Source organism: Caballeronia sp. LZ034LL, from assembly GCF_031451215.1.
Lineage (GTDB): Bacteria > Pseudomonadota > Gammaproteobacteria > Burkholderiales > Burkholderiaceae > Caballeronia.
Genome location: NZ_JARUXR010000001.1, coordinates 2,425,554 through 2,451,121 on the forward strand (window position 1 = coordinate 2,425,554; position 25,568 = coordinate 2,451,121).

28 protein-coding genes, 1 tRNA gene and 1 riboswitch are annotated in these 25,568 nt (G+C 65.2%); of the genes, 18 read left to right on the plus strand and 11 right to left on the minus strand.

Annotated features, from left to right (window positions below):
• Window positions 1–13: 13 nt before the first annotated feature.
• Window positions 14–571 carry an Lrp/AsnC family transcriptional regulator gene (locus QCE83_RS11125; RefSeq protein WP_309809662.1) on the minus strand — a complete coding sequence of 186 codons (558 nt, stop codon included), beginning with the start codon at window positions 569–571 and terminating at the stop codon, window positions 14–16.
• 134 nt (window positions 572–705) lie between these two features.
• Here QCE83_RS11125 and kynB point away from each other — a divergent pair, with 134 nt between their 5' ends.
• Genes kynB through kynA form a run of 3 tightly spaced genes read left to right on the plus strand, consistent with a single transcriptional unit; the run spans window position 706 to window position 3,542 of the window.
• Window positions 706–1,332, plus strand: a complete 627-nt coding sequence (gene kynB, locus QCE83_RS11130) for an arylformamidase (RefSeq protein ID WP_309809664.1) — start codon at window positions 706–708, stop codon at window positions 1,330–1,332.
• 43 nt (window positions 1,333–1,375) lie between these two features.
• A complete protein-coding gene (gene kynU / locus QCE83_RS11135) occupies window positions 1,376–2,626 on the plus strand; it encodes a kynureninase (RefSeq protein ID WP_309809666.1) in 1,251 nt (416 codons plus the stop codon).
• Between the two features lie 13 nt (window positions 2,627–2,639).
• The gene (kynA, locus tag QCE83_RS11140; protein WP_309809668.1) at window positions 2,640–3,542 is read left to right on the plus strand and encodes a tryptophan 2,3-dioxygenase; all 903 of its coding nucleotides are present in this window, start codon (window positions 2,640–2,642) and stop codon (window positions 3,540–3,542) included.
• Between the two features lie 11 nt (window positions 3,543–3,553).
• Here the strand turns inward: kynA and QCE83_RS11145 are convergent, their stop codons facing one another.
• Window positions 3,554–4,354 (minus strand): IclR family transcriptional regulator, encoded by an 801-nt coding sequence (locus QCE83_RS11145; RefSeq protein ID WP_309809670.1) that lies wholly within the window; start codon window positions 4,352–4,354, stop codon window positions 3,554–3,556.
• Window positions 4,355–4,487: 133 nt separating this feature from the next.
• On the opposite strand from QCE83_RS11145, the gene QCE83_RS11150 reads away from it, so the two are divergent.
• The 4 genes from QCE83_RS11150 (at window position 4,488) to QCE83_RS11165 (ending at window position 7,397) form a co-directional block, all read left to right on the plus strand.
• The gene (locus tag QCE83_RS11150) at window positions 4,488–5,678 is read left to right on the plus strand and encodes an acyl-CoA dehydrogenase (protein ID WP_309809672.1); all 1,191 of its coding nucleotides are present in this window, start codon (window positions 4,488–4,490) and stop codon (window positions 5,676–5,678) included.
• A gap of 298 nt (window positions 5,679–5,976) precedes the next feature.
• Entirely contained in the window at window positions 5,977–6,279 is a 303-nt protein-coding gene (locus tag QCE83_RS11155; RefSeq protein ID WP_309809675.1) for a DUF883 family protein, read from the plus strand.
• A gap of 206 nt (window positions 6,280–6,485) precedes the next feature.
• The gene (locus tag QCE83_RS11160; protein ID WP_309811670.1) at window positions 6,486–6,866 is read left to right on the plus strand and encodes a phage holin family protein; all 381 of its coding nucleotides are present in this window, start codon (window positions 6,486–6,488) and stop codon (window positions 6,864–6,866) included.
• Window positions 6,867–6,893: 27 nt separating this feature from the next.
• The gene (locus tag QCE83_RS11165; RefSeq protein WP_309809677.1) at window positions 6,894–7,397 is read left to right on the plus strand and encodes a DUF3318 domain-containing protein; all 504 of its coding nucleotides are present in this window, start codon (window positions 6,894–6,896) and stop codon (window positions 7,395–7,397) included.
• A 15-nt stretch (window positions 7,398–7,412) separates the two neighbouring features.
• Here QCE83_RS11165 and QCE83_RS11170 read toward each other — a convergent pair whose 3' ends face one another.
• From QCE83_RS11170 to glyA, 7 genes are all read right to left on the minus strand, one after another.
• Window positions 7,413–7,883, minus strand: a complete 471-nt coding sequence (locus tag QCE83_RS11170) for a type IV pilin protein (RefSeq protein ID WP_309809680.1) — start codon at window positions 7,881–7,883, stop codon at window positions 7,413–7,415.
• Between the two features lie 9 nt (window positions 7,884–7,892).
• Entirely contained in the window at window positions 7,893–8,396 is a 504-nt protein-coding gene (locus tag QCE83_RS11175; RefSeq protein ID WP_309809682.1) for a hypothetical protein, read from the minus strand.
• A 3-nt stretch (window positions 8,397–8,399) separates the two neighbouring features.
• Window positions 8,400–9,206 carry a PilW family protein gene (locus tag QCE83_RS11180; protein ID WP_309809684.1) on the minus strand — a complete coding sequence of 269 codons (807 nt, stop codon included), beginning with the start codon at window positions 9,204–9,206 and terminating at the stop codon, window positions 8,400–8,402.
• The gene (locus QCE83_RS11185; RefSeq protein WP_309809686.1) at window positions 9,203–9,586 is read right to left on the minus strand and encodes a prepilin-type cleavage/methylation domain-containing protein; all 384 of its coding nucleotides are present in this window, start codon (window positions 9,584–9,586) and stop codon (window positions 9,203–9,205) included. Before QCE83_RS11185 ends, QCE83_RS11180 begins: the two co-directional genes overlap by 4 nt.
• Entirely contained in the window at window positions 9,583–10,140 is a 558-nt protein-coding gene (locus QCE83_RS11190; RefSeq protein WP_309809688.1) for a GspH/FimT family pseudopilin, read from the minus strand. The genes QCE83_RS11185 and QCE83_RS11190 overlap by 4 nt, the downstream gene beginning before the upstream one ends.
• Before the next feature lie 157 nt (window positions 10,141–10,297).
• Window positions 10,298–10,780 carry a transcriptional regulator NrdR gene (gene nrdR / locus QCE83_RS11195; protein ID WP_309809690.1) on the minus strand — a complete coding sequence of 161 codons (483 nt, stop codon included), beginning with the start codon at window positions 10,778–10,780 and terminating at the stop codon, window positions 10,298–10,300.
• A gap of 18 nt (window positions 10,781–10,798) precedes the next feature.
• Complete coding sequence (gene glyA, locus QCE83_RS11200) at window positions 10,799–12,046, minus strand: serine hydroxymethyltransferase (RefSeq protein ID WP_309809692.1); 1,248 nt, start codon at window positions 12,044–12,046, stop codon at window positions 10,799–10,801.
• A gap of 190 nt (window positions 12,047–12,236) precedes the next feature.
• A riboswitch (ZMP/ZTP riboswitch) is annotated at window positions 12,237–12,335 on the minus strand.
• A 206-nt stretch (window positions 12,336–12,541) separates the two neighbouring features.
• On the opposite strand from glyA, the gene ydfG reads away from it, so the two are divergent.
• From ydfG to QCE83_RS11245, 9 genes are all read left to right on the plus strand, one after another.
• Complete coding sequence (ydfG, locus tag QCE83_RS11205; protein WP_309809694.1) at window positions 12,542–13,288, plus strand: bifunctional NADP-dependent 3-hydroxy acid dehydrogenase/3-hydroxypropionate dehydrogenase YdfG; 747 nt, start codon at window positions 12,542–12,544, stop codon at window positions 13,286–13,288.
• Between the two features lie 127 nt (window positions 13,289–13,415).
• Window positions 13,416–13,874: a tol-pal system-associated acyl-CoA thioesterase gene (gene ybgC / locus QCE83_RS11210; RefSeq protein WP_309809696.1), complete on the plus strand. Its 459-nt coding sequence runs from the start codon at window positions 13,416–13,418 to the stop codon at window positions 13,872–13,874.
• Window positions 13,875–14,039: 165 nt separating this feature from the next.
• On the plus strand, window positions 14,040–14,717 hold the full coding sequence (tolQ, locus tag QCE83_RS11215; RefSeq protein ID WP_016346195.1) for a protein TolQ: 678 nt from the start codon (window positions 14,040–14,042) through the stop codon (window positions 14,715–14,717).
• Window positions 14,718–14,731: 14 nt separating this feature from the next.
• The gene (gene tolR / locus QCE83_RS11220) at window positions 14,732–15,175 is read left to right on the plus strand and encodes a protein TolR (RefSeq protein WP_309809701.1); all 444 of its coding nucleotides are present in this window, start codon (window positions 14,732–14,734) and stop codon (window positions 15,173–15,175) included.
• On the plus strand, window positions 15,172–16,284 hold the full coding sequence (gene tolA / locus QCE83_RS11225; protein WP_309809703.1) for a cell envelope integrity protein TolA: 1,113 nt from the start codon (window positions 15,172–15,174) through the stop codon (window positions 16,282–16,284). The genes tolR and tolA overlap by 4 nt, the downstream gene beginning before the upstream one ends.
• A 145-nt stretch (window positions 16,285–16,429) precedes the next feature.
• On the plus strand, window positions 16,430–17,722 hold the full coding sequence (gene tolB / locus QCE83_RS11230; RefSeq protein WP_309809704.1) for a Tol-Pal system beta propeller repeat protein TolB: 1,293 nt from the start codon (window positions 16,430–16,432) through the stop codon (window positions 17,720–17,722).
• A 54-nt stretch (window positions 17,723–17,776) separates the two neighbouring features.
• Window positions 17,777–18,283 (plus strand): peptidoglycan-associated lipoprotein Pal, encoded by a 507-nt coding sequence (gene pal, locus QCE83_RS11235; RefSeq protein ID WP_309809705.1) that lies wholly within the window; start codon window positions 17,777–17,779, stop codon window positions 18,281–18,283.
• 35 nt (window positions 18,284–18,318) lie between these two features.
• Window positions 18,319–19,068 (plus strand): tol-pal system protein YbgF, encoded by a 750-nt coding sequence (gene ybgF / locus QCE83_RS11240; protein WP_309809706.1) that lies wholly within the window; start codon window positions 18,319–18,321, stop codon window positions 19,066–19,068.
• A gap of 151 nt (window positions 19,069–19,219) precedes the next feature.
• Window positions 19,220–19,295, plus strand: a tRNA-Lys gene (locus QCE83_RS11245).
• Window positions 19,296–19,359: 64 nt separating this feature from the next.
• On the opposite strand, the gene QCE83_RS11250 is transcribed toward QCE83_RS11245, so the two are convergent.
• Window positions 19,360–19,953, minus strand: a complete 594-nt coding sequence (locus QCE83_RS11250; RefSeq protein WP_309809707.1) for a hypothetical protein — start codon at window positions 19,951–19,953, stop codon at window positions 19,360–19,362.
• A gap of 216 nt (window positions 19,954–20,169) precedes the next feature.
• On the opposite strand from QCE83_RS11250, the gene QCE83_RS11255 reads away from it, so the two are divergent.
• Window positions 20,170–21,267 carry a WYL domain-containing protein gene (locus QCE83_RS11255; protein WP_309809708.1) on the plus strand — a complete coding sequence of 366 codons (1,098 nt, stop codon included), beginning with the start codon at window positions 20,170–20,172 and terminating at the stop codon, window positions 21,265–21,267.
• Complete coding sequence (locus QCE83_RS11260; RefSeq protein ID WP_309809710.1) at window positions 21,264–22,088, plus strand: Sir2 family NAD-dependent protein deacetylase; 825 nt, start codon at window positions 21,264–21,266, stop codon at window positions 22,086–22,088. Before QCE83_RS11255 ends, QCE83_RS11260 begins: the two co-directional genes overlap by 4 nt.
• Before the next feature lie 18 nt (window positions 22,089–22,106).
• Here the strand turns inward: QCE83_RS11260 and QCE83_RS11265 are convergent, their stop codons facing one another.
• Window positions 22,107–25,568 carry an AAA family ATPase gene (locus tag QCE83_RS11265; protein ID WP_309809712.1) on the minus strand — a complete coding sequence of 1,154 codons (3,462 nt, stop codon included), beginning with the start codon at window positions 25,566–25,568 and terminating at the stop codon, window positions 22,107–22,109.

Below are 25,568 nucleotides of genomic sequence, written 5' to 3' on the forward strand. Positions count from 1 at the left end.
AACTTCGCCTCGCTCAGGACGCCGCTGAAGACGTCCCTGAGGCCACCGCCGAAGACGCCACCGAGGACGCCCGCTCGATCCGCACGGCCGGCTGGTCGATCAGCGCGACCGGCACGCCCGCGTCGTCCTTCATCGTTTGCAGCACGATGTTCGAGCGGATGTCGATCACGCCGGGCGCCTTGTACAGCTTCGAGAGAATGAAGTCGGAATAGTGCTTGAGGTTGTGCGCGAGCACCCGCAGCACGTAGTGCGTGTCGCCGGTGACGACGAACGCGCCGACCACTTCCGGCCAGTCGCGCACGGCGGCGGCGAACTTCTCGTGCCAGTTTTCTTCGTCGTTGCGCATCGAGACGTGGACGAACGCTTCAAGTTCGATACCGAGGCGTTCGCGGTCGAGGCACGCGCGATAGCTCGCGATTACCCCTTCCTCTTCGAGCAGACGCATTCGGCGCAGGCACGCCGACGGCGAGAGCGAAATGCGCTCCGCCAGGTCCAGGTTGCTGATCCGTCCATCTTCCTGCAGTACCGCCAGAATTCGGCAATCCGTTGCATCGAGCGTGAAGCCGGTCATTTTTGATTCCCCTAGGCCCGTTTCATCGAATTATGTTCTAAGCGCGACACTTTTGGGTATTTATTTCGCAAGCACCTTGCGAGACAACACGACTATGATTTGACGCATCTCCACGCTTTCTGCTAAGGCGCGTCATGACGCTGCTGGATATTTCCCCGCCCATCGAACCCGCCACGCCCGTCTGGCCGGGCGATACGCCTGTCGGCATCGAGCGCGTGTGGCGCATGGAAGCGGGCTCGCCGGTCAACGTCGCGCGGCTCACGCTGTCGCCGCACACCGGCGCGCACGCCGACGCCCCGCTCCATTACGACGAACACGGCGCGCCGATCGGCGCCGTCGCGCTGGACACCTATCTCGGCGCGTGCCGGGTCGTGCATTGCGTCGGCGTCTCGCCGCTCGTGCTGCCGGAGCATGTTGCCGGGAAACTCGACGGCATGCCGCCGCGCGTCCTGCTGCGCACCTATCGGAATGCGCCGCTCGACGCGTGGGACAGCGCCTTCACCGCGGTCGCACCCGAGACCATCGACCTGCTGGCCCGGCACGGCGTGAAGCTCATCGGCATCGATACGCCGTCGCTCGATCCGCAGGAATCGAAAACCATGGACGCACACCGGCGCATCCGCGCCCACGGCATGGCGATCCTCGAAGGCCTGGTGCTCAATGCCGTCGCGCCGGGCGATTACGAACTGATCGCCCTGCCGCTCAAACTGTCCACGCTCGACGCCAGCCCGGTGCGCGCCGTCCTGCGTCCGCTGGCCTGATTCATAGTCATAGCCGATCTTTATTACAGAAATGGAATTTTCGATGCGACATCGTGACGAAGCTGCGGCGCTCGACCGCGACGACCCGCTCAACGCCCTGCGCAAGCAGTTCGCCCTCGCTGACGGCGTGATCTATCTCGACGGCAATTCGCTCGGCGTGCCGCCGAAGGCCGCTGCGGCGCGCGCGGCGAGCGTGATCGGCGCGGAATGGGGCGAAGGCCTGATCCGCAGCTGGAACACGGCCGGCTGGTTCGCGCTGCCGAAGCGCCTCGGCAACAAGCTCGCGCCGTTGATCGGCGCGGCCGAGGATGAAGTCGTCGTGACCGACACGATCTCCACGAATCTGTTCAAGGTTCTTTCGGCGGCGCTGAAGCTGGCGCACGAGCGCGATCCGAAGCGCCGCGTGATCGTCTCCGAACGTTCGAACTTCCCGACCGATCTGTACATCGCGCAAGGCCTGATCGAACAACTGGACCGCGGCTACGAGCTGCGCCTGGTCGACGATCCGTCCGAACTGCCCGCCGCCATCGACGAGCACACGGCGCTCGCGATGATCACGCACGTCAACTACCGCACGGGCGCCATGCACGACATGGCCGCGCTCACGCCGATGATCCAGCGCGCGGGCGCGCTTGCCGTGTGGGACCTCGCGCATTCGGCTGGAGCGGTGCCGGTCGATCTGAACGGCGTCGGCGCGGATTACGCGGTCGGTTGCACCTACAAGTACCTGAATGGCGGCCCTGGATCGCCGGCCTTCGTCTGGGTGCCGAAGCGGCATCAGAACGCGTTCTCGCAGCCGCTGTCCGGCTGGTGGGGCCACAAAAAACCGTTCGAAATGAACCCGGTTTATCGTCCGGACGACGGCATCGGCCGCTTCCTGTGCGGCACCCAGCCGATCGTGTCGATGGCGCTGGTCGAGTGCGGTCTCGATGTCTTCCTGCAAACCGACATGCAGGCGCTGCGCCGCAAGTCGCTCGCGCTGAGCGATCTGTTCATCGAGCTCGTCGAGACGCGCTGCGGCGAATTTCCGCTGTCGCTGGCCACGCCGCGCGAGCACGCACAGCGCGGTTCGCAGGCGAGCTTCGAGCATCCGAACGGTTATGAGGTGATGCAGGCGCTGATCGCGCGGGGCGTGATCGGCGATTATCGCGAGCCGCGCATCCTGCGTTTCGGCTTCACACCGCTTTACACGCGGTTCGTCGATGTGTGGGATGCCGTCGAGATCCTGCGCGACGTGCTCGCGACCGAAAGCTGGCGGGCGCCCGAATTCGCCGAGCGGGCGTCGGTGACCTGAACGGACGACGATCATGACCCAGACCCAAGGCTGCCCGTTCGGGCATGGCGCGACGAACACGACCAACACGGGCGACACCACCGGCGCCGGTCAGAAAGAAGGCTGGCACGAAGCCAAGCTCGATTTCACCGACTCGATGAGCTACGGCGATTATCTCGGCCTCGATGCGATCCTGAGCGCGCAGCATCCGCTCTCGCCGGATCACAACGAGATGCTGTTCATCGTGCAGCATCAGACCAGCGAGCTGTGGATGAAGCTCGCGCTCTACGAACTGCGCGCGGCCCTGGCGGCGGTGCATCGCGACGAACTGCCGCCCGCGTTCAAGATGCTCGCGCGCGTGTCGCGCATCTTCGAACAGCTGGTGCAGGCGTGGAACGTCCTCGCGACGATGACGCCCTCCGAATACACCGCGATGCGTCCGTATCTCGGACAATCGTCGGGGTTCCAGTCGCATCAGTACCGGCAGATCGAATTCATGCTCGGCAACAAGAACGAGCAAATGCTGAAGCCGCACGCGCATCGCCCGGAAATCCACGCTCAGGTGCGGGAAGCGCTCGAAGCGCCTTCCTTCTACGACGAAGTGATTCGCCTGCTGGCCCGGCGCGGCTTCGAGATCGATCCCGCGCGCCTGAACCGCGACTGGTCGCAGCCGACCCTCCACGACCCGTCCGTCGAGGCGGCCTGGCTCGCGGTGTATCGCGATCCGTCGCGGCACTGGGACCTGTACGAGATGGCGGAAGAACTGGTCGACCTGGAAGACGCGTTCCGGCAATGGCGCTTCCGGCATGTGACGACGGTCGAGCGCATCATCGGTTTCAAGGGCGGCACGGGCGGTACGGCCGGCGCGTCCTATCTGCGCAAGATGCTCGATGTCGTGCTGTTTCCGGAGCTGTGGCACGTCCGGACAGTCTTGTAAGCGTCAGGCGCTCAGGCCAGCCGTGCGGCCAGCGCCTTGAGACGCGGGCCGATGGTCTCGCGGAAATACGACTCGCCCATCGAAGAAGCCGGCCCGCTGCTCGACAGCACCAGCCAGCGCCCGTTGCGCAAATCGCGGAACGGCGCGGCGACGGCGTTGACGTCGTCGTGCCATTCGCGGAACGAGTAACAGCAGCCATCGCGCGCGAATTCGTCGAGCGCGGCGCGCGCTGCATCGACCTTGTCCGCACCCTCGTTGCGGCCGAGCTCATCCAGCAACGCCTCCCGCGCCGCCGGTTCCTGCACGGCGAGCCAGGCACGGCCCATCGAACTCGTCAGCATCGACAGCCGCGAGCCGGGCGCCAGGCCCAGCGTCAGTGCTGTCTCGCTGCGGATGGTGTCGAGATAGATCATGTCGAGCCCGTCACGGCAGCCCAGCGATACCGCCGCGCCGATCTCCTTGGCCAGCGCGCGCATGTGCGGACGCGCCAGTTCGAGCGTGTCCGACTCCGCCAGCAACGTGAAACCCAGCGACAGCACGCCGGTATCGAGCGCATATTTGCCGGCGGATTCGTCGAAGCGCAGATAGCCGAGTATCGTCAGCGTGTAGGCGAGGCGGTTGACCGTCGCCTTCGGCAAGCCGGTGCGTTCGACGAAATCGCGATTGCCGAGCAGCGTCTCGCCCGGACGGAACGCGCGCAGCAGATCGAGCCCGCGCGCCAGCGCAACCACGAACTTGCGCTCGTCGAGGTCTTCCGGCGCGACATGGCGCAATGAAGCGGGCGTGGAATTTCGATTGGAGCCGACTGACATCGGATGCTAGACTCAAGGCTGATTTGCAAAACATTGTTTCGCCTAGCGGAACGCATGTCAAGCGCGCGTGCCCGGGTTCCTGATACGACATCCCGCCCGGGGCAGCGCTTTTCACTGAATCAGGAGATCGCACATGGCCGAAGCCGCCCGTTTCAACTGGGAAGATCCGCTGCTGCTGGATCAGCAACTGAGCGAAGAAGAACGCATGGTGCGCGACGCGGCCCGCGCCTACGCGCAGGACAAGCTTCAGCCGCGCGTGACGCAGGCGTTCCGCGAGGAAAAGACGGATCCGTCGATCTTCCGCGAGATGGGCGAACTCGGCCTGCTCGGGCCGACCATTCCGGAACAGTACGGCGGCCCGGGTCTCAACTATGTGTGCTACGGCCTGATCGCGCGTGAAGTGGAGCGCGTGGACTCGGGCTATCGCTCGATGATGTCGGTGCAGTCGTCGCTCGTCATGGTGCCGATCAACACCTTCGGCAGCGACGCGCAAAAGGAAAAGTACCTGCCGAAGCTCGCGCGCGGCGAATGGATCGGCTGCTTCGGGCTGACCGAGCCGAACGCCGGCTCCGATCCCGCCGGCATGACGACCCGCGCGAAGAAGGTGCAGGACGGCTATTCGCTTTCCGGCACGAAGATGTGGATCTCGAATTCGCCCATCGCGGACGTCTTCGTGGTCTGGGCCAAGCTGGAGGAAGACGGCCGTGACGAGATCCGCGGCTTCATCCTCGAAAAAGGCTGGAAGGGACTGTCCGCCCCGGCGATCCACGGCAAGGTGGGACTGCGCGCGTCGATCACGGGCGAGATCGTGATGGACGAAGTGTTCGTGCCGGAAGAAAACCTGCTGCCGGACGTGCGCGGCCTGAAGGGTCCGTTCACGTGCCTGAACTCGGCGCGCTACGGCATATCGTGGGGCGCGCTCGGCGCCGCCGAGGCGTGCTGGCATACGGCCCGGCAATACACGCTGGATCGCAAGCAGTTCGGCCGGCCGCTGGCGGCGAACCAGTTGATCCAGAAGAAGCTTGCCGACATGCAGACGGAAATCACGCTGGGTCTGCAAGGCGTCTTGCGTCTGGGACGTATGAAGGACGAAGGCACGGCGGCGGTGGAGATCACCTCCATCATGAAGCGCAATTCGTGCGGCAAGGCGCTGGATATCGCTCGCCTCGCGCGCGACATGCTCGGCGGCAACGGCATCTCCGACGAATTCGGCGTCGCGCGGCATCTGGTGAATCTGGAAGTGGTGAACACCTATGAAGGCACACACGACATCCACGCGCTGATCCTCGGACGCGCGCAGACGGGCATTCAGGCGTTCTTCTGATGGCTTCGTCTGGCCTGGTTTCGATGGCGTGAAAGAGCCGGCACTTGCCGGCTCTTTGCATTTTGGAAAGGCACGCCTTTGTAACTTTCGATATGCCGCTGAAACTTTTACGGGACAGATCGTATCCATTCTGGATGATGTCGAAGCTTTGACCAGTCACAGCGCCGCGGGCCGCGTCGGCTTGCCCTTTGCGGAACTGGAATGAAATCTGCGTCATCTGGCCCGCGAGAGTCAGCCTCCTCGTCAGCGACCCCATCTTTGGTTACGATTCGCGTAGCCTCATCGATTGGAGCCTTTAATGTCAGAAATCAACAAGGAGCGATTCATGTCGGATATCAAAACCGTACTCGCTGACGCCGAAGACCTTTTGAAGCAAGCGGCGACCGCCACCGGTGAACGCGCCTCCGAGCTGCGCGAGACCGCGCTTGCCCGCCTCAAGCAGGCGAAGGAAAAGGCCGCCGATGCGCAAGTCGTCGTCATTGAACGAGGCAAGAAAGCGGCGCGCGCCACTGATGACTATGTGCATGAACATCCGTGGGCGTCCATTGGCATTGCGGCCGGCCTCGGTATGGTGATCGGCCTGCTCATCAACCGAAAGTAGAGAACGCACGGGCCTGACTTGCTGTCGAGGTCAATGGCCCGTTGTTTGCTGAACCCGTATCCGTCGGGGTCGCAACCGGACTGAACCGAAAGCGCCTTGCCCGGGCGCGCGGCTCGACCGCGGCTCGACATTCGTACCGGCAGGCCGCTCCGCGCGCCGGCCGGAAGCACACCAAGCGGCACCACTGCGCTTCTCGCATTCAAGCCATGACGACAGAACGGCCACCGCAGCAATCGTCCCCCGGACCATTGCGACGCATCTTGACCTCCGCCTTCGCCATCTTCGAGACGCGCCTTGAACTGATCGGCATCGAGCTCCAGGAAGAGAAGGAACGTCTGATCGGCGTCCTGTTTCTCGGACTTGCCGCCATGATGCTCGCGATGATGGCGCTCATCTCGCTGACCGTCCTGATCGCGATTTTCTTCTGGGACACCTACCGCTGGCAGGCGCTGGGCGGCATCACGCTGCTGTATGCGCTGATCGCAATCGCATGCGGCCTGCGGGCGCGCAGCAACCTGCGCGACGCGCCGCACCTGTTCGACGACACACTCACCGAGTTCCGCAAGGACCGCGACATGTTTCGTTGATCCCCGATCCGCGTACCTGAATCCGCCATGAGCCAACAAGACGACACCTTCAAGACGCCGAAGCGCGACAAGATGCAGAAGCTGCGCACGCCGCACATGCGCGCGCTGCGCAAGGAACTGCTGATTGCGCGCGCGGACGTTGAACGCATGGAAATGCGCCAGGCCACGCACGACCTGCGCTCGTCCATCACGCATTTCAGCTTCCTGCGCTTCCTGATCCCGGGCGGCGGCACCAGCCGCTGGAGCAAACGCGGCCGTGGCGCGTCGACGGGCGGCGTCGGCGGGATGCTGGGATCGCTGCTCGGATCGAAGAACATCGGCGTGCTGTTCAAGCAGTATCCGATCATCGGCTCCGTCGCCTCGCTTGTGCTCACCAAGACGGTGCGGACCAAGCTCCTGAGCGGCGCCAAGCCGCTGCTCAAGTGGGGCGGCCTTGGATTTGCCGGCTGGGAAGCCTGGCGCATCTATCAGCAGATGAAGTCGAACACGCCCGAGACATCGAACGACGCCGTCGATCCGACGGTCTTCTGACGCCCTCCCGCCCCGCTACATTCTCCCCGCCCAGCAGGCAAGCGACTGCGCCGCGTCCAGCGACGCAGTCGCCCCGGGCGCGCGATTCCAGCGCAGTCCGGTGGCATCGACGACGAAGACACCACACGCGTCATCCTGCATCGCACCGGGGGAGACCGGCGTGGCTTCGATTCCATACCCGCCATTGGTGGCGTTCTCGGGCAGCACGGCGAGGCGATAGACTGCTCTGCCGTTCGATGGCGCCTGATCGAAGCCCGCGCTCAGGACGATGGCATCGCCGCCGGCCGCGACCTGTGCGAGCCGCGCCGTTTCGACGAACTGGACCGCCTTGAGCGCCGCAGTGGCGGCGTCGACGCGATGCGCCTTAGTCACATGCGTCCGATAGGCCGGTACGGCGAAAGCCGCCATGACCGCGGCCACGGCAAGCGCGATCATCAATTCGAGCAGACTGAACGCTGCCTGCCTCGTTGCTTCGACGCGTTTCATGCGCACCTCTCAGAACGGTCGGGCGACGACGCGCCGCCAATGCTGCGCGCTGACGTCGTCGGCGACGTCGATGCGCAATTGCAGCCACGTTTCCGAGTCCGGCGTGGCGCCGAAACCGCGCGCGGTGATCAGGTAGGAGACCTCGGCCGTGCCCGACGGATGCGCCCACGCTTCGATCAGGCATTGCGGCGCGCGATAGGCATACGGCCAGGTGTCGAATGGCTTGACGGCAGGGGCCGCCGCGCCTTCGAACGAAGCCTTCGAGCGCCAGCGCGCTGGCTCGCTGTTCGTCGCCGGCAGTGCTGCCGCGAGCATTTCGGTGCAGCGGAGCAGCGCGCCGTCCGCCGCGTGAAATGCCTGGGCCCGTTCGCGCGTGGCGACCGTCGAGCGCGCCGCGACCAGCGAGCCTTGCAGCCAGGCACTCGCAGTGACGAGCATCATCGCGGCGAGCATCAGCACGATGGGCAACGTGGCGCCGCGCGAATGTGAACGTGAGCGTGAAGGTGCTTTCATGGCTCAGCCGGTCTCGCGCGCCGAAAAAAGCGGCGCATTGCGCAGCGCGACGCGCCGCCAGAAGGCTTGTCGGGCGCGGCCGTCATCGCTGTAGGCGGGGGCGCCGTCGCAATCGATATGATTCACGCGGCGTTTCGCCTGCGCCGTGAAGCCGCGCACCAGCACGCAGAGATCGACAGCATGCACCTCCTTCCAGCGTGCGCGCGCAATACCCGAAGCGGCCAGCGCGACGGGCGCGCCCGGCAGCCAGTACAGCGCGCGAATACGCTCGACGCCCTCGACGATCGGCTGCGCCTGCTTGCCGTTGCCTTCGCAATAAAGCTCGGGCTCGCCGGTGGAGGTGCTCGCCTTCGCATGGAAGCGAATCGTGGCGTAGGCGTCGGGGACCGCCTGGCCGAGGCAGTCGGTGGGCGCACCGCCGGAAGTCGGCCAGGTGGCGATGACGTCGGCCGCGTAACGGACCTGCACGCCGTCGGAGCGGCTCGCGAGCGTCTCGCAGGAAGCAGCGGCCTCATCGCCGATCACGCGCCCCTGCGCACAACCGAAGAGCGGCGCGTCCAGCGCGGCGTGCGGGTCGAGGTCGGCGTTGAATCCTGCCATCTGCAACTGCTGACCGAGCATGTCCAGCGCGACCGACGCGGCTTCATGCATGCGCACGGCGTCGGCGGCTCGGTCGAAAGCCGCGCGCTGGGCGCGGTAGAGCGAGAGACATGCGCTCACGATCGACAGGCCCAGCGCGAGTGCGATGCTCAGTTCGAGCAGCGTGTGCCCGCGTGAGCGTGAGGCTGAGAACCGGATGCGCGGATTCATCGTGCGAACGCCACTGCAACGCACGACGAGCGCGGCGGCGCCTGCGGCTCCGGACAAGCCTGCCCACTCTCCTCCGCGCGCCAGCTCACGGTCGCGACATGCACGCCGGCTGCGCGATCGAACACGGCGACATCACCCGCGGGAAGCATGGACGCCGCTCTCGTGCGCCATTGCGACAGGATTGCCGCGCTATCCGCGTCGCCGCGCATGCTTTCGGCAACGGAATCCGCAATGAGCGCGGCGCGCTCGCGCAGCAGCGCCATGCGCTCGCCCCGCGCCAGCGCGCTCTGCAGGCCGGTCACTCCCAAGGCAGTCACCGCCGCGAGCGAGAGCGCGATCATCACCTCGACCAGCGAGTCGCCGCGTTGAACCTGCTTCATGCCGATGCTCCGCACGCGCCCTGCGTCATGCGCGCGCGCCCGCCCGCCGCGATGCGGATGCAGCGCCGCAGCGCCGCGCTCGCGGAAGATTCGCTACCGCGTGAAGCGAACTCGAAACTGCGAAATCCGCCGATCACCTGCCCCGAGGGCGGCGTGAACGACATGTCACTCGACGTTCCCGCAATGGATACAGACGACATCGCCGTCTGCAACCGCAACAACACCGGTACGCCCTCTCGTTCGACGAACAGCCCCCAGCCGCACGACCAGTCGATGGCGCCGCCCTCGCAGCTGCGTCCGGCCGCGAGGCAGCGACGCGCCGCATCGATCCGGCACAACGTGACGCGCACGCCGCGCCGAATGGCTTCGGCGCGAGCGAGTGAAAGCGTGGAAAAGAGCGCGTGCGCGCGGGCATCGACCTGATCGCGCATTTGCCAGGACACGAACGAGGGCGCGGCGAACATCGCGACGATCGCCATCACGGCGAGCACGACGCACAGCTCGACGAGTGTGAAACCTGGAGGTAGCCGGTGAAGCTTGTGGACCATCTGCATGCCTTATCGAATGAATTGAGCCGGAGAGCCCAATCTAGCGACAAAACATGCCGGCCGCCATTAGCCGGATGGACGAGTGTTCACGCCGCCCGAAGCCCGGCACACTGCGCGGACGAACGGCTGGAAACCTGTCTGGGAGAAAGAGATGCGAGAAAAATCAGCGCTTGCGCGTAGTGGTTTTCTTCGGCGCGGCGCGCCGGAATTCCTCGAGCACGTCCTCGAATTCGGAGACGTCCTCGAAACGCTTGTAGACGGAAGCGAAACGAACGTAGGCAATGGTGTCGAGCTGGCGCAACTCGTTCATGACGAGTTCGCCGAGCCGCTCGCTCTGCACTTCACGCTCGCCGCTGCCGAGCAACTGGTACTCGATACGCGCGACGGACGCATCCACTGCATCCGCCGCAACGGGCCGCTTCCTGAGCGCGAGCTGCATGCTGGAAACGATCTTGCGCCGGTCGAACTCCACGCGGCTGCCATCCTTCTTGACGACCGAAGGCAGCGCCAGCTCCACCCGTTCATACGTGGTGAAGCGCTTGTCGCACGCGGGACAGCGGCGCCGGCGCCGGATCGCCGCGCCGTCCTCCGACACGCGAGAATCCACGACCTGGGTGTCTTCGTGTCGGCAGAACGGGCAGCGCATGAGCGTCGGACTCGCAGATTAACGGTAGACCGGGAAACGCTTGGTCAGGTCGGACACTTGAGCGCGCACGCGCTCGAGGTTCGCCTGATCTTCCGGGTTGTCGAGCACGTCGGCAATCAGGTTACCGACGATCTCCGCTTCCTTCGTGCCGAAGCCGCGCGTGGTCATGGCCGGCGAGCCGAGACGCACGCCGCTCGTGACAAACGGCTTTTCCGGATCGTTCGGGATGGCGTTCTTGTTGACGGTGATGTGCGCGGCGCCCAGTGCGGCTTCAGCAGCCTTGCCGGTGATCTTCTTCGCGCGCAGGTCGACCAGCATCACGTGGCTTTCCGTACGGCCCGAGACGATGCGCAGGCCACGCTTCACCAGCGTTTCCGCCAGCACGCGCGCGTTCTCGACCACGGCCTGCTGATAGGTCTTGAACTCCGGCGAGAGCGCTTCCTTGAACGCAACGGCCTTGGCGGCAATCACGTGCATCAGCGGACCGCCCTGGATGCCCGGGAAAATCGCCGAGTTGATCTGCTTTTCGAACTCGGCCTTCATCAGGATCACGCCGCCGCGCGGGCCGCGCAGGCTCTTGTGCGTGGTCGTGGTGACGAAGTCCGCATGCGGCACCGGGTTCGGATACACGCCGGCGGCAACCAGACCGGCATAGTGCGCCATGTCCACCATGAAGTAAGCGCCAACGCTCTTCGCGATCTTCGAAAGACGCTCGAAGTCGATCTTCAGCGCAAACGCCGAAGCGCCCGCGACGATCAGCTTCGGCTTGTGTTCCTTGGCAAGCGCTTCGGTCTTTTCGTAGTCGATGTCTTCGGCTTCGTTCAGGCCGTAGCTCACCACGTTGAACCACTTGCCCGACATGTTCACGGGCGAGCCGTGCGTCAGGTGGCCGCCTTCGGCGAGGCTCATGCCCATGATCGTGTCGCCCGGCTTGAGCACCGCGAAGAACACGCCCTGGTTGGCCTGCGAGCCGGAGTTCGGCTGCACGTTCGCTGCTTCCGCGCCGAACAGTTCCTTCACGCGGTCGATGGCGAGCTGCTCCACCACATCCACGTACTCGCAACCGCCGTAATAGCGCTTGCCTGGGTAACCTTCGGCGTATTTGTTGGTGAGTTGCGAACCTTGCGCGGCCATGACCGCCGGCGAGGTGTAGTTTTCCGACGCGATCAGCTCGATGTGATCTTCCTGGCGGCGGTTTTCCTGCTCGATCGCCTTGAGCAGTTCGGGATCGACTTTGGCGAGGGTACTTTCGGCTCTGTCAAACATACGTTTTCCGTGAGTTCAATACAGGTTGACCGGATCGCGCGCGCGCCATGTTCGAAGTTGACTTCAGAGCAGACTTCGAAGCAGACGCAGGGAACGCTGGACACCGAGGATGTCCAGGCGCGACGGATGAGGGAAGAATCCGATTTCGCAAGGCGGACAGCCACCGGCAACGCAGCAACGGCGTGCGGATCTCAGCTGCCCAGGCGAACGGCAAAACGACGCTCCGCGCTTCCTGGTGGGTCGCTCCACCTTGAATCCGAAGATTCTATCGCCAGTCACGCGGGGTTTGAGCGTTGTAGTGTAATGGGCGGCCCCGCTTTAGGCAACCGACTCCCCAGGCCCGCCGGATGGCGCGGGACGGCACTTAAAGCACGATCGTTCGCACCCGCGATTGCTTGCCGCGATGCATCAATGGAAGTACCCTTTGCGCCGTTGCCGGACGCGCGTCCCTACCTGCTCCGGCTCTGCACAATCAACCTCATCCGGAGTCCGCCCATGATCGTCTTCGTCACCGGTGCATCCGCCGGCTTCGGCGCTGCCATTGCCCGCACCTTCGTCAAGGGCGGCCATCGCGTGATCGCCGCGGCGCGCCGCAAGGACAGGCTCGTCGCGCTGTCGAAGGAACTCGGCGATGCCCTCCTGCCGCTCGAACTCGATGTCCGCGACGAAGCCGCCGTCCGGAACGCCATCGCGTCGCTGCCCGAGGCGTTCGCCCAGATCGACGTGCTGGTCAACAACGCCGGCCTCGCGCTCGGCCTGGAGCCCGCCCAGCGCGCCAGTCTCGACGACTGGAAGAACATGATCGACACGAACTGCACGGGCCTCGTGACCATCACGCATGCAATCCTGCCCGGCATGGTCCAGCGCAACCGCGGTCACGTGTTCAACATGGGTTCGGTCGCGGGCACCTATCCGTATGCGGGCGGCAACGTCTATGGCGCCACCAAGGCGTTCGTGCGGCAATTCAGCCTGAACCTGCGCGCCGATGTCGCAGGCACCGCGCTGCGCGTGACCGACATCGAGCCCGGACTCGTCGGCGGCACCGAGTTCTCGAACGTGCGCTTCAAGGGCGACGACGCGAAGGCGGACACTGTATACAAGAACACGCAGGCGCTCACGCCCGAGGACATCGCCGACTCCATTTACTGGATCGCAACGCGCCCCGCGCATGTGAACGTCAACGCAATCGAGATCATGCCGATCGCGCAAAGCTTCGCACCGTTGCAAATTCACCGCGCCTGAATCGCGGATCCGCCTAAGGATTTGGCGGTGTCGCGTCCGCTTCCGGTAAAATGCCGCCGATGAATATTTGTCAAAAAGCGAGCCGTGGCGGTCTGACCTCCCACGGCGCGTGCAAGGCAGCACACAGGTGAGTGATCCGTTGACCTTCGAGTGGCCGATTCGGGTGTATTACGAGGACACCGACGCCGGCGGCATCGTCTTCTACGCGAACTACCTGAAGTTCTTCGAGCGGGCGCGCACCGAATGGCTGCGCGCTTGCGGCATCGACCAGCAGGTTCTCGCCGAGTCCGAAGGCATCGTGTTCGTCGTGAGGCGCACGGCCGTCGAATACTCGTCGCCGGCACGTCTGGACGATGTCATCCGGGTCGAGAGCCGCATCGAACGACTCGGACGCGCATCGGTGGATTTTCATCAGGAAGCGTGGCGCGACGGCGTGCTGCTCGCGACCGGCGACATTCGCGTCGCGTCGGTGGCGCGCGCATCGATCCGTCCGGTCGCGATTCCCGATGCGGTGACCGACGGACTGCGGCGCGGCCCGCACGCCGCCGGGCGCAGTGCCTGTCCTGACCGATCTGACCGAACCTGACCGATGAACTTGTCGCACCTCCAGACGGTCGATGCACCGCGCAACAGAGGAAGCACTACTGAACACGAGCCGGCCACGGCGCGGCTTTCGTTTTATTCACATTCGTTTCACGAAAGCATGACGCTTTGACCGGACGCCCCGTTCGGGACGTTACAGCGGACCTTTATGAACAATACTCAAGACCTGTCAATCGTTTCCCTCGTCATTCACGCGAGCCTGCTCGCACAGGCGGTGATGGCGCTGCTCCTGCTGCTGTCGCTCCTGTCCTGGACTTTCATCTTCCGCAAATGGTTTGCCATTCGCCGCGCACGTGCGCAGACCGAGCGTTTCGAGCGCGATTTCTGGTCGGGCGGCGACCTGCAGGCGCTGTATCAGAGCGCGGCCAACAATCGCCACACCATCGGCGCGCTGGAGCGTATCTTTGAATCCGGCATGCGCGAATTCCTGAAGGGAAAGGAGCGCCGCATCACCGATCCGGGCGCAATTCTCGACGGTTCCCGCCGCGCCATGCGCGCCGCCTTCCAGCGCGAAATGGACGTGCTCGAAGCGAATCTCGCGTTCCTCGCGTCGGTCGGTTCGGTGAGTCCGTACATCGGTCTGTTCGGCACGGTCTGGGGCATCATGAATTCGTTCCGCGGCCTCGCCAACGTGCAGCAGGCCACGCTCGCGAACGTGGCGCCGGGCATCGCCGAAGCGCTCGTCGCAACCGCCATCGGCCTGTTCGCCGCAATTCCGGCCGTGGTCGCCTACAACCGCTACGCGCATGACATCGATCGCCTGGCGATCCGCTTCGAGACCTTCATCGAAGAGTTCTCGAACATCCTGCAGCGTCAGGCGCACTGAGAAAGGAGTCCGCGATGGCAGGCCCGATTCGTTCCAGCATGCGCGGCAGTTCGCGCCGCGCCATGGCCGACATCAATGTCGTGCCGTACATCGACGTGATGCTCGTGCTGCTCGTCATCTTCATGGTGACGGCGCCGCTCGTTTCGCCTTCGATCATCAATCTGCCGACCGTCGGCAACGCGCAGCCGCAGGAACAGCAGCCGCCGGTCGTCATCAACATCAAGGCCGACGGCAGCATGAACGTCCGCTACAAGAACGACGACGGCGCGACGCAAGAGCAGAAGATGACCAAGGACGATCTCAACACGTTCGTGCTGAACCGCCAGGAGTCGCATCCTGACCAGCCGGTCGTGATCGCCGCCGACAAGACGGTGAAGTACGAGGTCGTCATGAACGTGATGTCCGATATGAAGTCGCGCGGCGTGAAGCGCGTCGGCTTGCTCGTCAAATCGCAATGACCGTTTCGCAGAACAAGCATCAGCCAGCGCGCGGCGCGTCCGCACGCCCTCTGCGCCCGCCGCGCGAGCGCGGCACGGGCCGCGCGTTCGCGCTGGCCGCGCTGATGCATCTGCTGCTCATCTGGCTGCTGTATCACGGCATCAACTGGCAGAACAACACGCCCGCCGGCGCTGAAGCAGAGATCTGGACCGAGCTCCCCGACACGCCCGCGCCGACGCCCCGCCCCACCCCCACGCCGCCCGTCCCGCAAGTGAAGGCGCCGCCGGCGCCGCCGCCCGCGAAGGACGAAGACGCGGACATCGCGCTGCAGGAAAAGAAACGCAAGCAACAGGAAGCCGCCGCGCGCGAAGCGCAGCTCGCCGAACAGCGCCGCCAGCAGGAACAAGCCCAGCAGGAAGCGGAAGCCAAGCGCCAGCAGCAGGCCGCGCAAGCCGCCGCAGCCGCGCAGCAGAAAGCGATGCAGGACAAGCAGAAGCAGATCGAGCAGCAGCGTCAGGCCGAACTGCAGAAGCAGCAGCAACAGAAAGCGCAGCAGGACAAGCAGCGTCAGCAGCAGGCCGAAGCGCAGAAGCAGGAACAAAAGCAGGAGCAGTTGAAGGAACAGCAGGAAGCCAAGGCAAAGGCTGAAGCCGACGCCAAGGCCAAGGCGGCCGCCGATGCGAAAGCCAAGGCCGCTGCCGATGCGAAAGCCAAGGCGGCCGCCGAAGCCAAGGCCAAGGTCGATGCAGAGCGCAAGGCCCGCCTCGCGCAATTGCAGGGTCAGCTGGGCGGCGGTACGGCGTCGAGCGGCGATGGGCTCGCGAAGAGCGGCACCGGCAAGGGCGCGGGCGGCAATGCGACCTCGCCGGGCTATGCGGAGAAGGTGCAGCGCCGCGTGCGGCCGAACATCGTGTGGGCGGGTGAGACCGCCGGGCTGGAGACGGTCGTGTCGGTGCGCTGCTCGCCGTCGGGCACGTTGCTGTCGGCGAACATCACACGCTCGAGCGGCAACGAGCAATGGGATCAGGCGGCATTGCGCGCAGTGCAACGATCGGATCCGATGCCCGTCGACACCGACGGCAAGGCGCCCGATCACTTCACGATCACGCTGCGCCCGGCCGGAAGCTGATGACGCAGGACACGCGATGCCTCGGCAACAGCAGCCAAGGCGCGTTGAAAGCCTGCATTAAGCAGCGGGAACGAATCGTGCGTCCGCGGGTCTGTTCTGCAATCCGCGGACACTTGAAAACGCTTTTTTCTGGAACCTATACAGCATGAGTTTGATGACGAAGCTTGGCCTGAGAACGCTGGTCGCGTCCTGCCTGATCGCAGCCGGCACTGCCGCACACGCCCAGTTGAACGTACTCGTGACCGGCGTCGGCTCCACGCAATTCCCGATCGCCACGGCCAACTTCGCCAATGAAGCGAGTTCGCCGCAGCAGGTCAGCGCGATCATCCGCCAGGATCTGCAGCGCAGCGGCAAGTTCACGAACATCGACGCGGGCAGCACGCCCGTCTCCGAAGGCGATACCGTCGATCTCGGCGCCTGGAAAGCCAAGGGCGCGGATGCGTTCGTGTCGGGCAGCGTGAACAAGCTGCCGAACGGCCAGTACGAAGTGCGCTTCCGTCTCTACGACACGGTCAAGCAGCAGAACCTCGGCGGCCTGTCGCTCGTCAGCGCCGAAAGCGGCCTGCGCATGAGCGCGCACAAGATCGCCGACTATATCTACGCCAAGCTGCTCGGCGGCCGCGGCGTGTTCGCGACGCGTCTGTCCTATGTCATCCAGACGGGCGGCCGCTACCAGTTGCAGATTTCCGATTCGGATGGTCAGGACGCGAAGATCGCCCTCTCCAGCCCCGAGCCGATCATCTCTCCGGCATGGTCGCCGGACGGCACGAAGGTCGCGTACGTGTCGTTCGAGCGCAAGAAGCCGGTGGTGTACATCCACGACCTGCCGACGGGACGTCGCGTGGTCGTGTCGAATCAGAAGGGCAATAACAGCGCCCCGGCGTGGTCGCCTGACGGCCGCAAGCTCGCGGTCGCGCTCTCGCGCACCGGCAACACGCAGATTTTCGAAGTCAATGCAGACGGCTCCGGCCTGCGCCGTCTGACCCAGGGCAGCTCGATCGACACCGAGCCGTTCTACTCTCCTGATGGCAACTCGATTTATTTCACGAGCGATCGCGGCGGCCAGCCGCAGATCTACAAGATGCCGGCGGCAGGTGAAAGCGCCGGCGCGGCCCAGCGGGTCACGTTCACCGGCGCGTACAACACGAGCCCGCGCGTGAGCCCGGACGGCAAGCAACTCGCGTACATTTCGCGCACTGGCGGCGGCTTCAAGCTGTATTTGCTGGACCTCGCGTCCGGCACGGCAACGGGGCTGACCGACACGACGCATGACGAATCGCCGAGCTTCGCGGCGAATGGTCAGTACATCCTCTACGCCACCCAAGTGAACGGACGTGGCGTGTTGGCAGCCGTATCGACCGATGGTCGCACGCGGCAAGTCTTGTCAGTACAGGGCGGTGCGGTGCGCGAGCCGTCCTGGGGTCCGTTCATGCAATAAGTCCAGCAATAACGTTCACATACAACGTTCAGCTACAACACAAGGAGAGGTACCATGATGTCGAAACTTCGTATCGGCCTGGCAGTTGCGATGGTCGGCGCATTGGCGGCTTGTCACTCGGGCGTGAAGCTCGACGAAGGCCAGAACAAGGGTGCAGTCGGCACGCAGCCGAACCCGACGGACGTGAAGCAGGTCAACATCGACCCGCTGAACGACCCGAACAGCCCGCTCGCCAAGCGCAGCATTTTCTTCGACTTCGACAGCTACGCCGTGAAGGACGACTATCAGCCGCTGCTGCAACAACACTCGTCGTATCTGAAGAGCCATCCGGAGCGTCACGTCCTGATCCAGGGCAACACCGACGAACGCGGCACGAGCGAGTACAACCTGGCGCTCGGCCAGAAGCGTGCGGAAGCCGTGCGTCGTGCGATGTCGCTGATGGGCGTGGCCGATTCGCAAATGGAAGCCGTGAGCCTGGGCAAGGAAAAGCCGATGGCGACGGGTCACGACGAAGCGTCGTACGCGCAGAACCGCCGTGCGGATCTCGCATACCAGCAGTAATCACGTAACGTAACCTGTCACGGGTGAGTCGCTCTATGTTGTATCGCTTTCCCTTGCTGCGCGCCGCCGCAGCCGCTTGCGTGGTGGGTTCGACGATGTTCGGCGTGCCTGCGCACGCCGGCGTCTTCGACGACAACGAAGCGCGCAAGGCCGTGCTCGACCTGCGCACGAAAACCGACAGTCTGTCGAATCAGTTGCAGGCCGCGCAACGCACGATCCTCGATCAGCAGAACCGCATCGACCAGTTGAATCAACAGGTCGCCACGGTTCGCGGGCAGAACGAGGATCTGACCAACCAGGTCGTGACGCTGCAAAAGCAGCAGAAGGACTACTACGCCGATCTCGACTCGCGCCTGAAGAAATTCGAGCCGCAGCAGGAGACGATCGACGGCGTATCCGGTTCGGTGCAGCCTGGCGAGACGGAAGCGTTCAACGCGGCGTCGACTCAATTCCGTAGCGGCGATTACAAGAACGCCGCGGCGTCGTTCAAAACGTTCGTGGCGAAGTATCCGCAGAGCCCGTATCAGCCGACGGCGCAGTACTGGCTCGGCAACGCGCTCTATGCCCAGCGCGACTACAAGGGATCGACTGCGGTCTGGCAGAACTTGGTGAAGAGCTATCCGACGCATCCGCGAGCACCCGAAGCGCTGCTTGCGATCGCGAACAACCAGATCGAGCAAGGCCAGAAGGCGGCTGCCAAGCAGACGCTTCAGCAGATCATCTCGCAGTACTCCGGTACCGAAGTCGCGACGACGGCGCAGAGCAAGATGTCGCAGGTGAAGTGAGCCAAAAGTGACCCAAGCCTGTTGCAAAGAATGAGGGAGAACGCCTGCGGCCGGTCACGCCCGCAGGCGTTTTTTCTGAGGCCATTGGCCGGTTTGCAATGCGGTTTGGTTGACAAAAAGCCAATTCGCAGATTATAATTTCGCCTCTTTTGGGTCGTTAGCTCAGCTGGTAGAGCAGCGGACTTTTAATCCGTTGGTCACAGGTTCGAATCCCGTACGGCCTACCAAAAGATTCAAAGGGCTCAGCGCATGCTGAGCCCTTTTCTTTTGCGTGAGCGCTTTGCACGCTCCTCACTCCCGCAGCATGCTCAACCGCGGCGTCAGTTCGACCTCCGTGACCGCGTCGAACATCGCATTCGCTTCGGCTAACGAACGATCCGCTGCTGCCCTGCGCTTCCGGTAGGTCAGAAGCTGGTTGACTCCAGCGGCATACACCATCGCACCCAGCAGCGCCCATTGCCACGCGACGAACGCCATCAGCACCAGCGCCGTGCCCCAGAATACGTAGGGCCACGGCTTCGGTTTTGCCGGCACGGTGCGCAACGCTACGCCAATCCGCGCCACCGACGTCTCCAGCCCTTCCACCGTGCCCACGTGCTCCGCGAGCCGGGCTTCGATTTCATACACGGCGCGCATCGACTTTTCCTTCGACGCCAGCGACAGCGAACCGATATCCGACAGCAGGCTGATCGCCTCATTGACCTGCGCGAAGCACGGCGTCAGAGCGGCAAAGGTCGCTTCATGCTCGGGCAGGCGCATCGCCTTTCGAATCTCAAGACGGCCCACACAGACGCCGTGCGAGAAAAAATACTGCTGAACGGCACGCGCTGTCCGGCCTTTGAGCCGCTCGAGAAATTCCTCGTTGGCTTGATCGCGCTTGCTCATGATGTCGCTCCTCGATAGCAAACCGGTTCCCTCACGAATGAACTGACCGGGCGCGGCTATTCTTTCCGCATCCGTCGAGCGTCGTCACCAGAACAATCTGAAATCGATGCACGGCGAGCCGGGCCGCAGCACTCGGACACAATCTGTCCCGGTGCTTCTTATAATCAAGCGCGGTTCCCAACTCGCCAAGAATTAGCCCAAGAGCTCGCCCAAGCCATGACCAACAGTCTCGACGAAGCCATCCTCCGCGTGCTGCCGACCGAACGGGACGCCACCGCCTGGCTTCCCACGCCGGAAATCCGCCGCCGTCTGGAGGAGCGCGGACATCGCGTCGGCTATACGAAGAAGGTGCAACGCCACTTGACGGCGCTCGAAGCGGACGGCCGCGTCGTCTCGATGCTCAACGGCCGCGAACTGCTGTGGCAACGCAAGCCCTGGCTGCACGGTCTGCAGGAAGGAGTCGGACTGATGAGCGCGTCGGAGGCCGTGGCGTTCCATATCCTCCAGCGCTTCGCCGGCAACAAGCTGCCGAACGCCGTGACCCGCGACATCGATCCGCTCTTCAAGGCCGCCGAGGCGCGGCTGTCGCAGGAAAAGGAGGACAGCCGCATCTATCGTGCGTGGGCGGACAAGATCGATTCCGTCGATGGCGCCTTCACGCTGATTCGTCCGAAGCTGCGTCCGGAGATCTTCCAGGCCGTCGCGACCGCGACCTTCTTCGAACGCGAACTGCTCGTGCAATACCGTCCCGCATACAAGAACGAAAAGAACGAGAAGAACGAAAGCGGCAGCCAGGCCGATGAACCGAAGACCCGCACGCTCTGGCCGCTCGCGCTGGTGGAATCGGCGGGCGTGATGTACATGGTCGCGCAGGATCCGAAGCGCGCGCCGCGTCCCGAGAAAGGCGAAACCGAGTGGATGCGCACGCTGTATAGGCTCGACCGGATTCGCTCGGTGACAGAGTCCGGCGAGGCCTTCACGTACCCCGAGGACTTCAAGCTGCGCAAGTACATCGAGACGCAGCAGGTGTTCGATTTCCTGCCCGAGCCCGCCGTGCGTCTCGAACTCGCCTTCGAAGGTCACGCCGGCAATCAGCTGCGCGAATCGCCGATGTCGAAGGATCAGCAGATCGATACCCTGCCCGACGGCCGCACGAAAATCTCCGGCACCGTCACGCCGAGCCTGAAACTGCGCTGGTGGCTGCGCGCCCTCGGCGCGGGCGTCGAGATTCTTGCGCCGCAGACCCTGCGCGATGAATTCGCGCAAGACTATCGCAAGCTCGCCAACCGTTATGTCGAAGGCACGTCGCCATGAACGACACCGCGCTGCTCGAACAAGCCGCCGCCTGGATCCGCGCCGCCGATGGCTTGCTCGTCACCGCCGGCGCCGGCATGGGCGTCGACTCGGGCTTGCCGGACTTTCGCGGACCAGAAGGGTTCTGGCGCGCGTATCCGGCACTGCGGCATCACGGCTTCTCGTTCGAGGACATGGCCAATCCCGCCGGCTTCGTGCGCCATCCGCAACTGACGTGGGGCTTCTACGGGCATCGGCTGGCGCTGTACCGGGCAACGCAGCCGCATGAGGGCTTCCACGTGCTGAAGCGCTGGGCGGCACGCATGCCGCGCGGCGCGTTCGTGTTCACGAGCAATGTCGACGGCCAGTTCCAGCGCGCGGGTTTCGCGCCGGAGCGCGTCGCCGAATGTCACGGCGCGATCGACACGCTGCAATGCCTCGACGCCTGCACGCACCACCTCTGGTCCGCGGACGGCTTCGATCCCGTCGTCGATGAAGCGCGCTGTGAACTGCTCAATGCGCCGCCGCGCTGCCCGCGCTGTCATGCGCTCGCGCGCCCGAACATCCTGATGTTCGGCGACTGGAACTGGGTCGAGCGGCGCTCGGCGCAGCAGGAACGCCGGCTGGCTGCGTGGCTGCATGGCGTCGAGCGGCTGGTGGTCGTCGAACTCGGCGCGGGGCGTGCGCTGCCCACGGTCAGGCGCTTCAGCGAACGCAACGGACCGCGCGTGATCCGCATCAATCCGCGTGAGCACGCCATTGCGCCAGACCGGGGTGTCGGCATCGCGGACGGTGCGCGCGCCGCGCTGCTGCGCCTCGATGCCCTGCTGCGCGACGCCTGAAACCACGCGCAAGGCGCGTCAGCCCATGTAACGCACGTTGACCTGAGGTCCGAACACCTCGCGCACGATCTCGACCAGATGATCGTGATGGCTCAGAAAGATCACCTGGGTACGCTTCGCGAGTTGCGCGAGCACACGCAGGCCGGCGCGCGCACGGCCGTCGTCGAAGTTGATGAAGAGATCGTCGGCGACGAATGGCAGCGAGGCTGCGCGCTCGCCATGTTCCTCCAGCGCCGCGAGGCGCAACGCGAGATACAACTGGTCGCGCGTGCCCTCGCTCATTCCGCCGATCTCGACATGCTCGCCGCTTACTCGCACCGCGGAGAGCGCCATCGGCTGGCGATCGTAGTCCACGACCAGCCGCGTGAAGTTGCCGAGCGTCAGTTCGGCGAAGATCGCACTGGCGCGCGACAGCATCGGGCCCTGACGGCGCTCGCGATAACGGTCGATCGCCCATTTCAGCAGCGTCGAAGCGGTTTCGACCTTGACGAAACGTTCGGCGGCATCAGCCATGGAGGCCAGCGCTTCCTGCCGCTTCGCCTCGGCGCGCGCGGCGTTGGCGTCGCCGGAGATGGCCGACAGTTCGCGCCGCGCACTTTCAAGCGCCGCCGCGATGTCGTGCGCCGCGTTCACCGACTCCGACAGCGCCGCGCCGATCCGCGACAGTTCCGCCGCCACGTTCGGCATGTCCGCGCCCTCCACTTCCGCGACGAGCTCGTCGAGCGCGAGGCCATCGCCGCCCTGGATGAGCGCGGCGCGCGCGTCGTCGGCGGCGGCCTTGAGCTGCGCCTTTTGATGCGATTGCGCGATCAGCGGCGCGAGCGCATCGGGCGTGTCCACCGCCGCCAGTTCGTAGAGCGGCCGCAGCGTGGCCTTCGCTTCCTCCACTTCGAGTCGCGCGTGGCTCACCTGCGCATCCGCCGCCGCATGTTCCTTCTTCAGCCGATCGCTGTCGGCCTGCGCGGCCACGGCGCGATCGAGCCGCGCGGACAGCTCCGTCGCGATCCGCGACGCGCCCGCTGCGGCCAGCGACGCGTCGAGTTCCTGCGCCAGTTGCGCCGCGTCGGCATCGAGTGCGGCAAGCGCGTGGCGCATGGGTTCGATCTGGGCGCTGCGCATGCCGTCCACGTGCGTCAGCTGCTCGCCGATCTGCTTCACGAGATCGAGCGCCGTTTCCGCCGCCGCCTGCGAATCCACGACGCCTGCGAGGCCTGCCTTGTCGAGCGCCGCCGCCCAGTCCCGCTGCCAGCGCTCGAACGCCTCACGCGCCGCCGTAGCCGCGCCTTCACGTGCGCCGCGTTCGGCCTGCGCTTCGTCGAGTTGCGCCTGGAGATTGCGGCGCGTCACGCCCGCTTCGTCGATGTCGGCAATGCGCGACTCGGCGCTGTCGCACAGCGCATCGATACCGGCGTGCAGGTCCTCCGGTGCGGCGGATGCACTCAACTGACGCGCGAGTTCATCGCGGCGCGCGGCGGCATCGGCGGTTTCGCGCGCCAGTTCCGCGCTGCGTGCATGCAGCGCCTGCGCCGCCGTCAGCACCGCATCGCGCGATGCCATCCACGCCGGGGCATCGTCCAGCGACATCTCCGCGATGCCCGCCTGCGCGGCGAGCGCGCGCCAGTCGTCGTCGAACTGCTTCAATGCCGCTGCGGCTTTAGTTACGCTTTCCTCGCGGCGCGCCAGCGTTTCTTCCGCGCTGACGATGCGCCGCTTCAGCGCCGTCACTTGCGTCGCCTGCCCGACCGAGCTCAACTGGCGGTCCGCCAGTCCGTCCGATGCATGCAGCTGCTGCTCGAAGTCCGGCGCGCCCGCGGCAAGCGCGACTTCGCCCGAACGGATCGCGTGCCACGCGGCATCGCGCGTCGCACGGGCATCGCGAACCTCGGCGGCCGTCACGACATCGTGTGTTTCGACCAGTTCGTCCAGCGCATGCTGCGCCGCGCGCAGATCATCGCGCGCCTCGTCCAGCCGATCCTCGGCGAGCGTCACGCGCGACGCCCGCTCCTGCCGCTCACGTCGAAGCGTCGCGATGCGCTCCGGCGCAGGCAGCGTCATCGACTGCAACGCGTCAAGCGGCCGCGTCCAGCGTCCGAGCGCGGCGAGACCCGCGTCGAGCGACTGCTCGGCCTCGCGCTTCGCGTCTTCGAGACGCCGTTGCTCCGTACCCGAATCGCGATACTTCTGCGCGGCGCGCAAGGCCGCGCGCAACGCCGGCGACACCTCGCCGCCGTCGATTCCCGCCAGCCGCGTCTTCAGCATGTCGATCTGCTTCGCGGCTTCATCGGCGGCCTGCCCGGCATTGCGCGCCGCGTGCTGCAATTCGCCGCGCTCCAGCATCAGGCTCGACAAGGTCTGGAGCACGAGCGCGCCCGGCAGTGCGTGACGCGCGCCCGCTTCGTCCTGCGGCCAGCCCAGTTGCGCGCTGAGCTGCGCGACCTGGCGCAGCCGCACGTCAACTTCGTTTTCCAGCCGCGCGATCTCGCCGGCGTGATTCACCGTGCGTTCGCGCGCGGCATCGAGCGCACGAATGCGCGCCTGCGCGGCGAGCATCGTCTGGTCGGGCTGGATGGCGTCCGCCTGGGCCCGCAAGCGCGCCGCTTCGGCCACATGCAGTTCGACGGCCCGTTCGGCGGACGCCAGCCGCGTCAGCGCATTCTGCAGCGTCGCCCCGGCGTCGGCCGGCAACTCCCGCACCTCGCCCAGCTCGCGCAACTCGGCGCTCTTCTCGCGCCACACGTTCAGATGCGGCGCCACGCGCCTCACGCGTTCGAGCCGGCCGCGCTGCGCTTCGAGCGCCGCACGCTGGAGGTCCTGTTCGCGGCGCTTCTCCTCGGCCTCCTCGACCGCGCCCTGCGCGCGCCGCCACTGCGCCGTGCGCACGCTTGCCGTCTTCAGCTCGGCGCTGGCTTCGTCGAATTGCTTGAGACCGGCGTAATACGCCCGATCGCCCGACTTGCGCCGGGCCCACAGCCGGTCCGCTTCGTCCGCGAGGCGCTGACGCACGTCGCCGAGACTCGCGATGCCCGCCGCCGACTGGAACAGCACCTGCCCGACATCGCTCGAGGCATCGAGAATGGCATCGCCGCCGCGCCGCAGCGCGTCGTGGTTCAGGCAGTACATCTGCTCGAAGAAGTGCTTGTCGGCGGCGCCGAGGAACGGCGTGAGCGCGTCGGCGGCGAGCGGGTCACCGTTCGGCGCCGTGAGCGACGACTTGCGGCTCTTCGTGCGATGAAACGCGAACGCCGCACCGTCGAGTTCGAGCGAAGCACCGAGCCGGAGGTCGCTCTGCGGATGCACGAACGCGAGCGGCGAGCTGTGCGGCATGCCGAACAGCAGCTCGGAAATGGCGTTCTTGATCGTCGACTTGCCGGCCTCGTTCGGCCCGACCACAAAATGAAAGTCGTGTTCCGCCACCGGGAAAGCCACGTCGTGGTCGGTGAATTTGCCGTAGCGGATGAGTTCGAGTCTGCTGATGCGCAT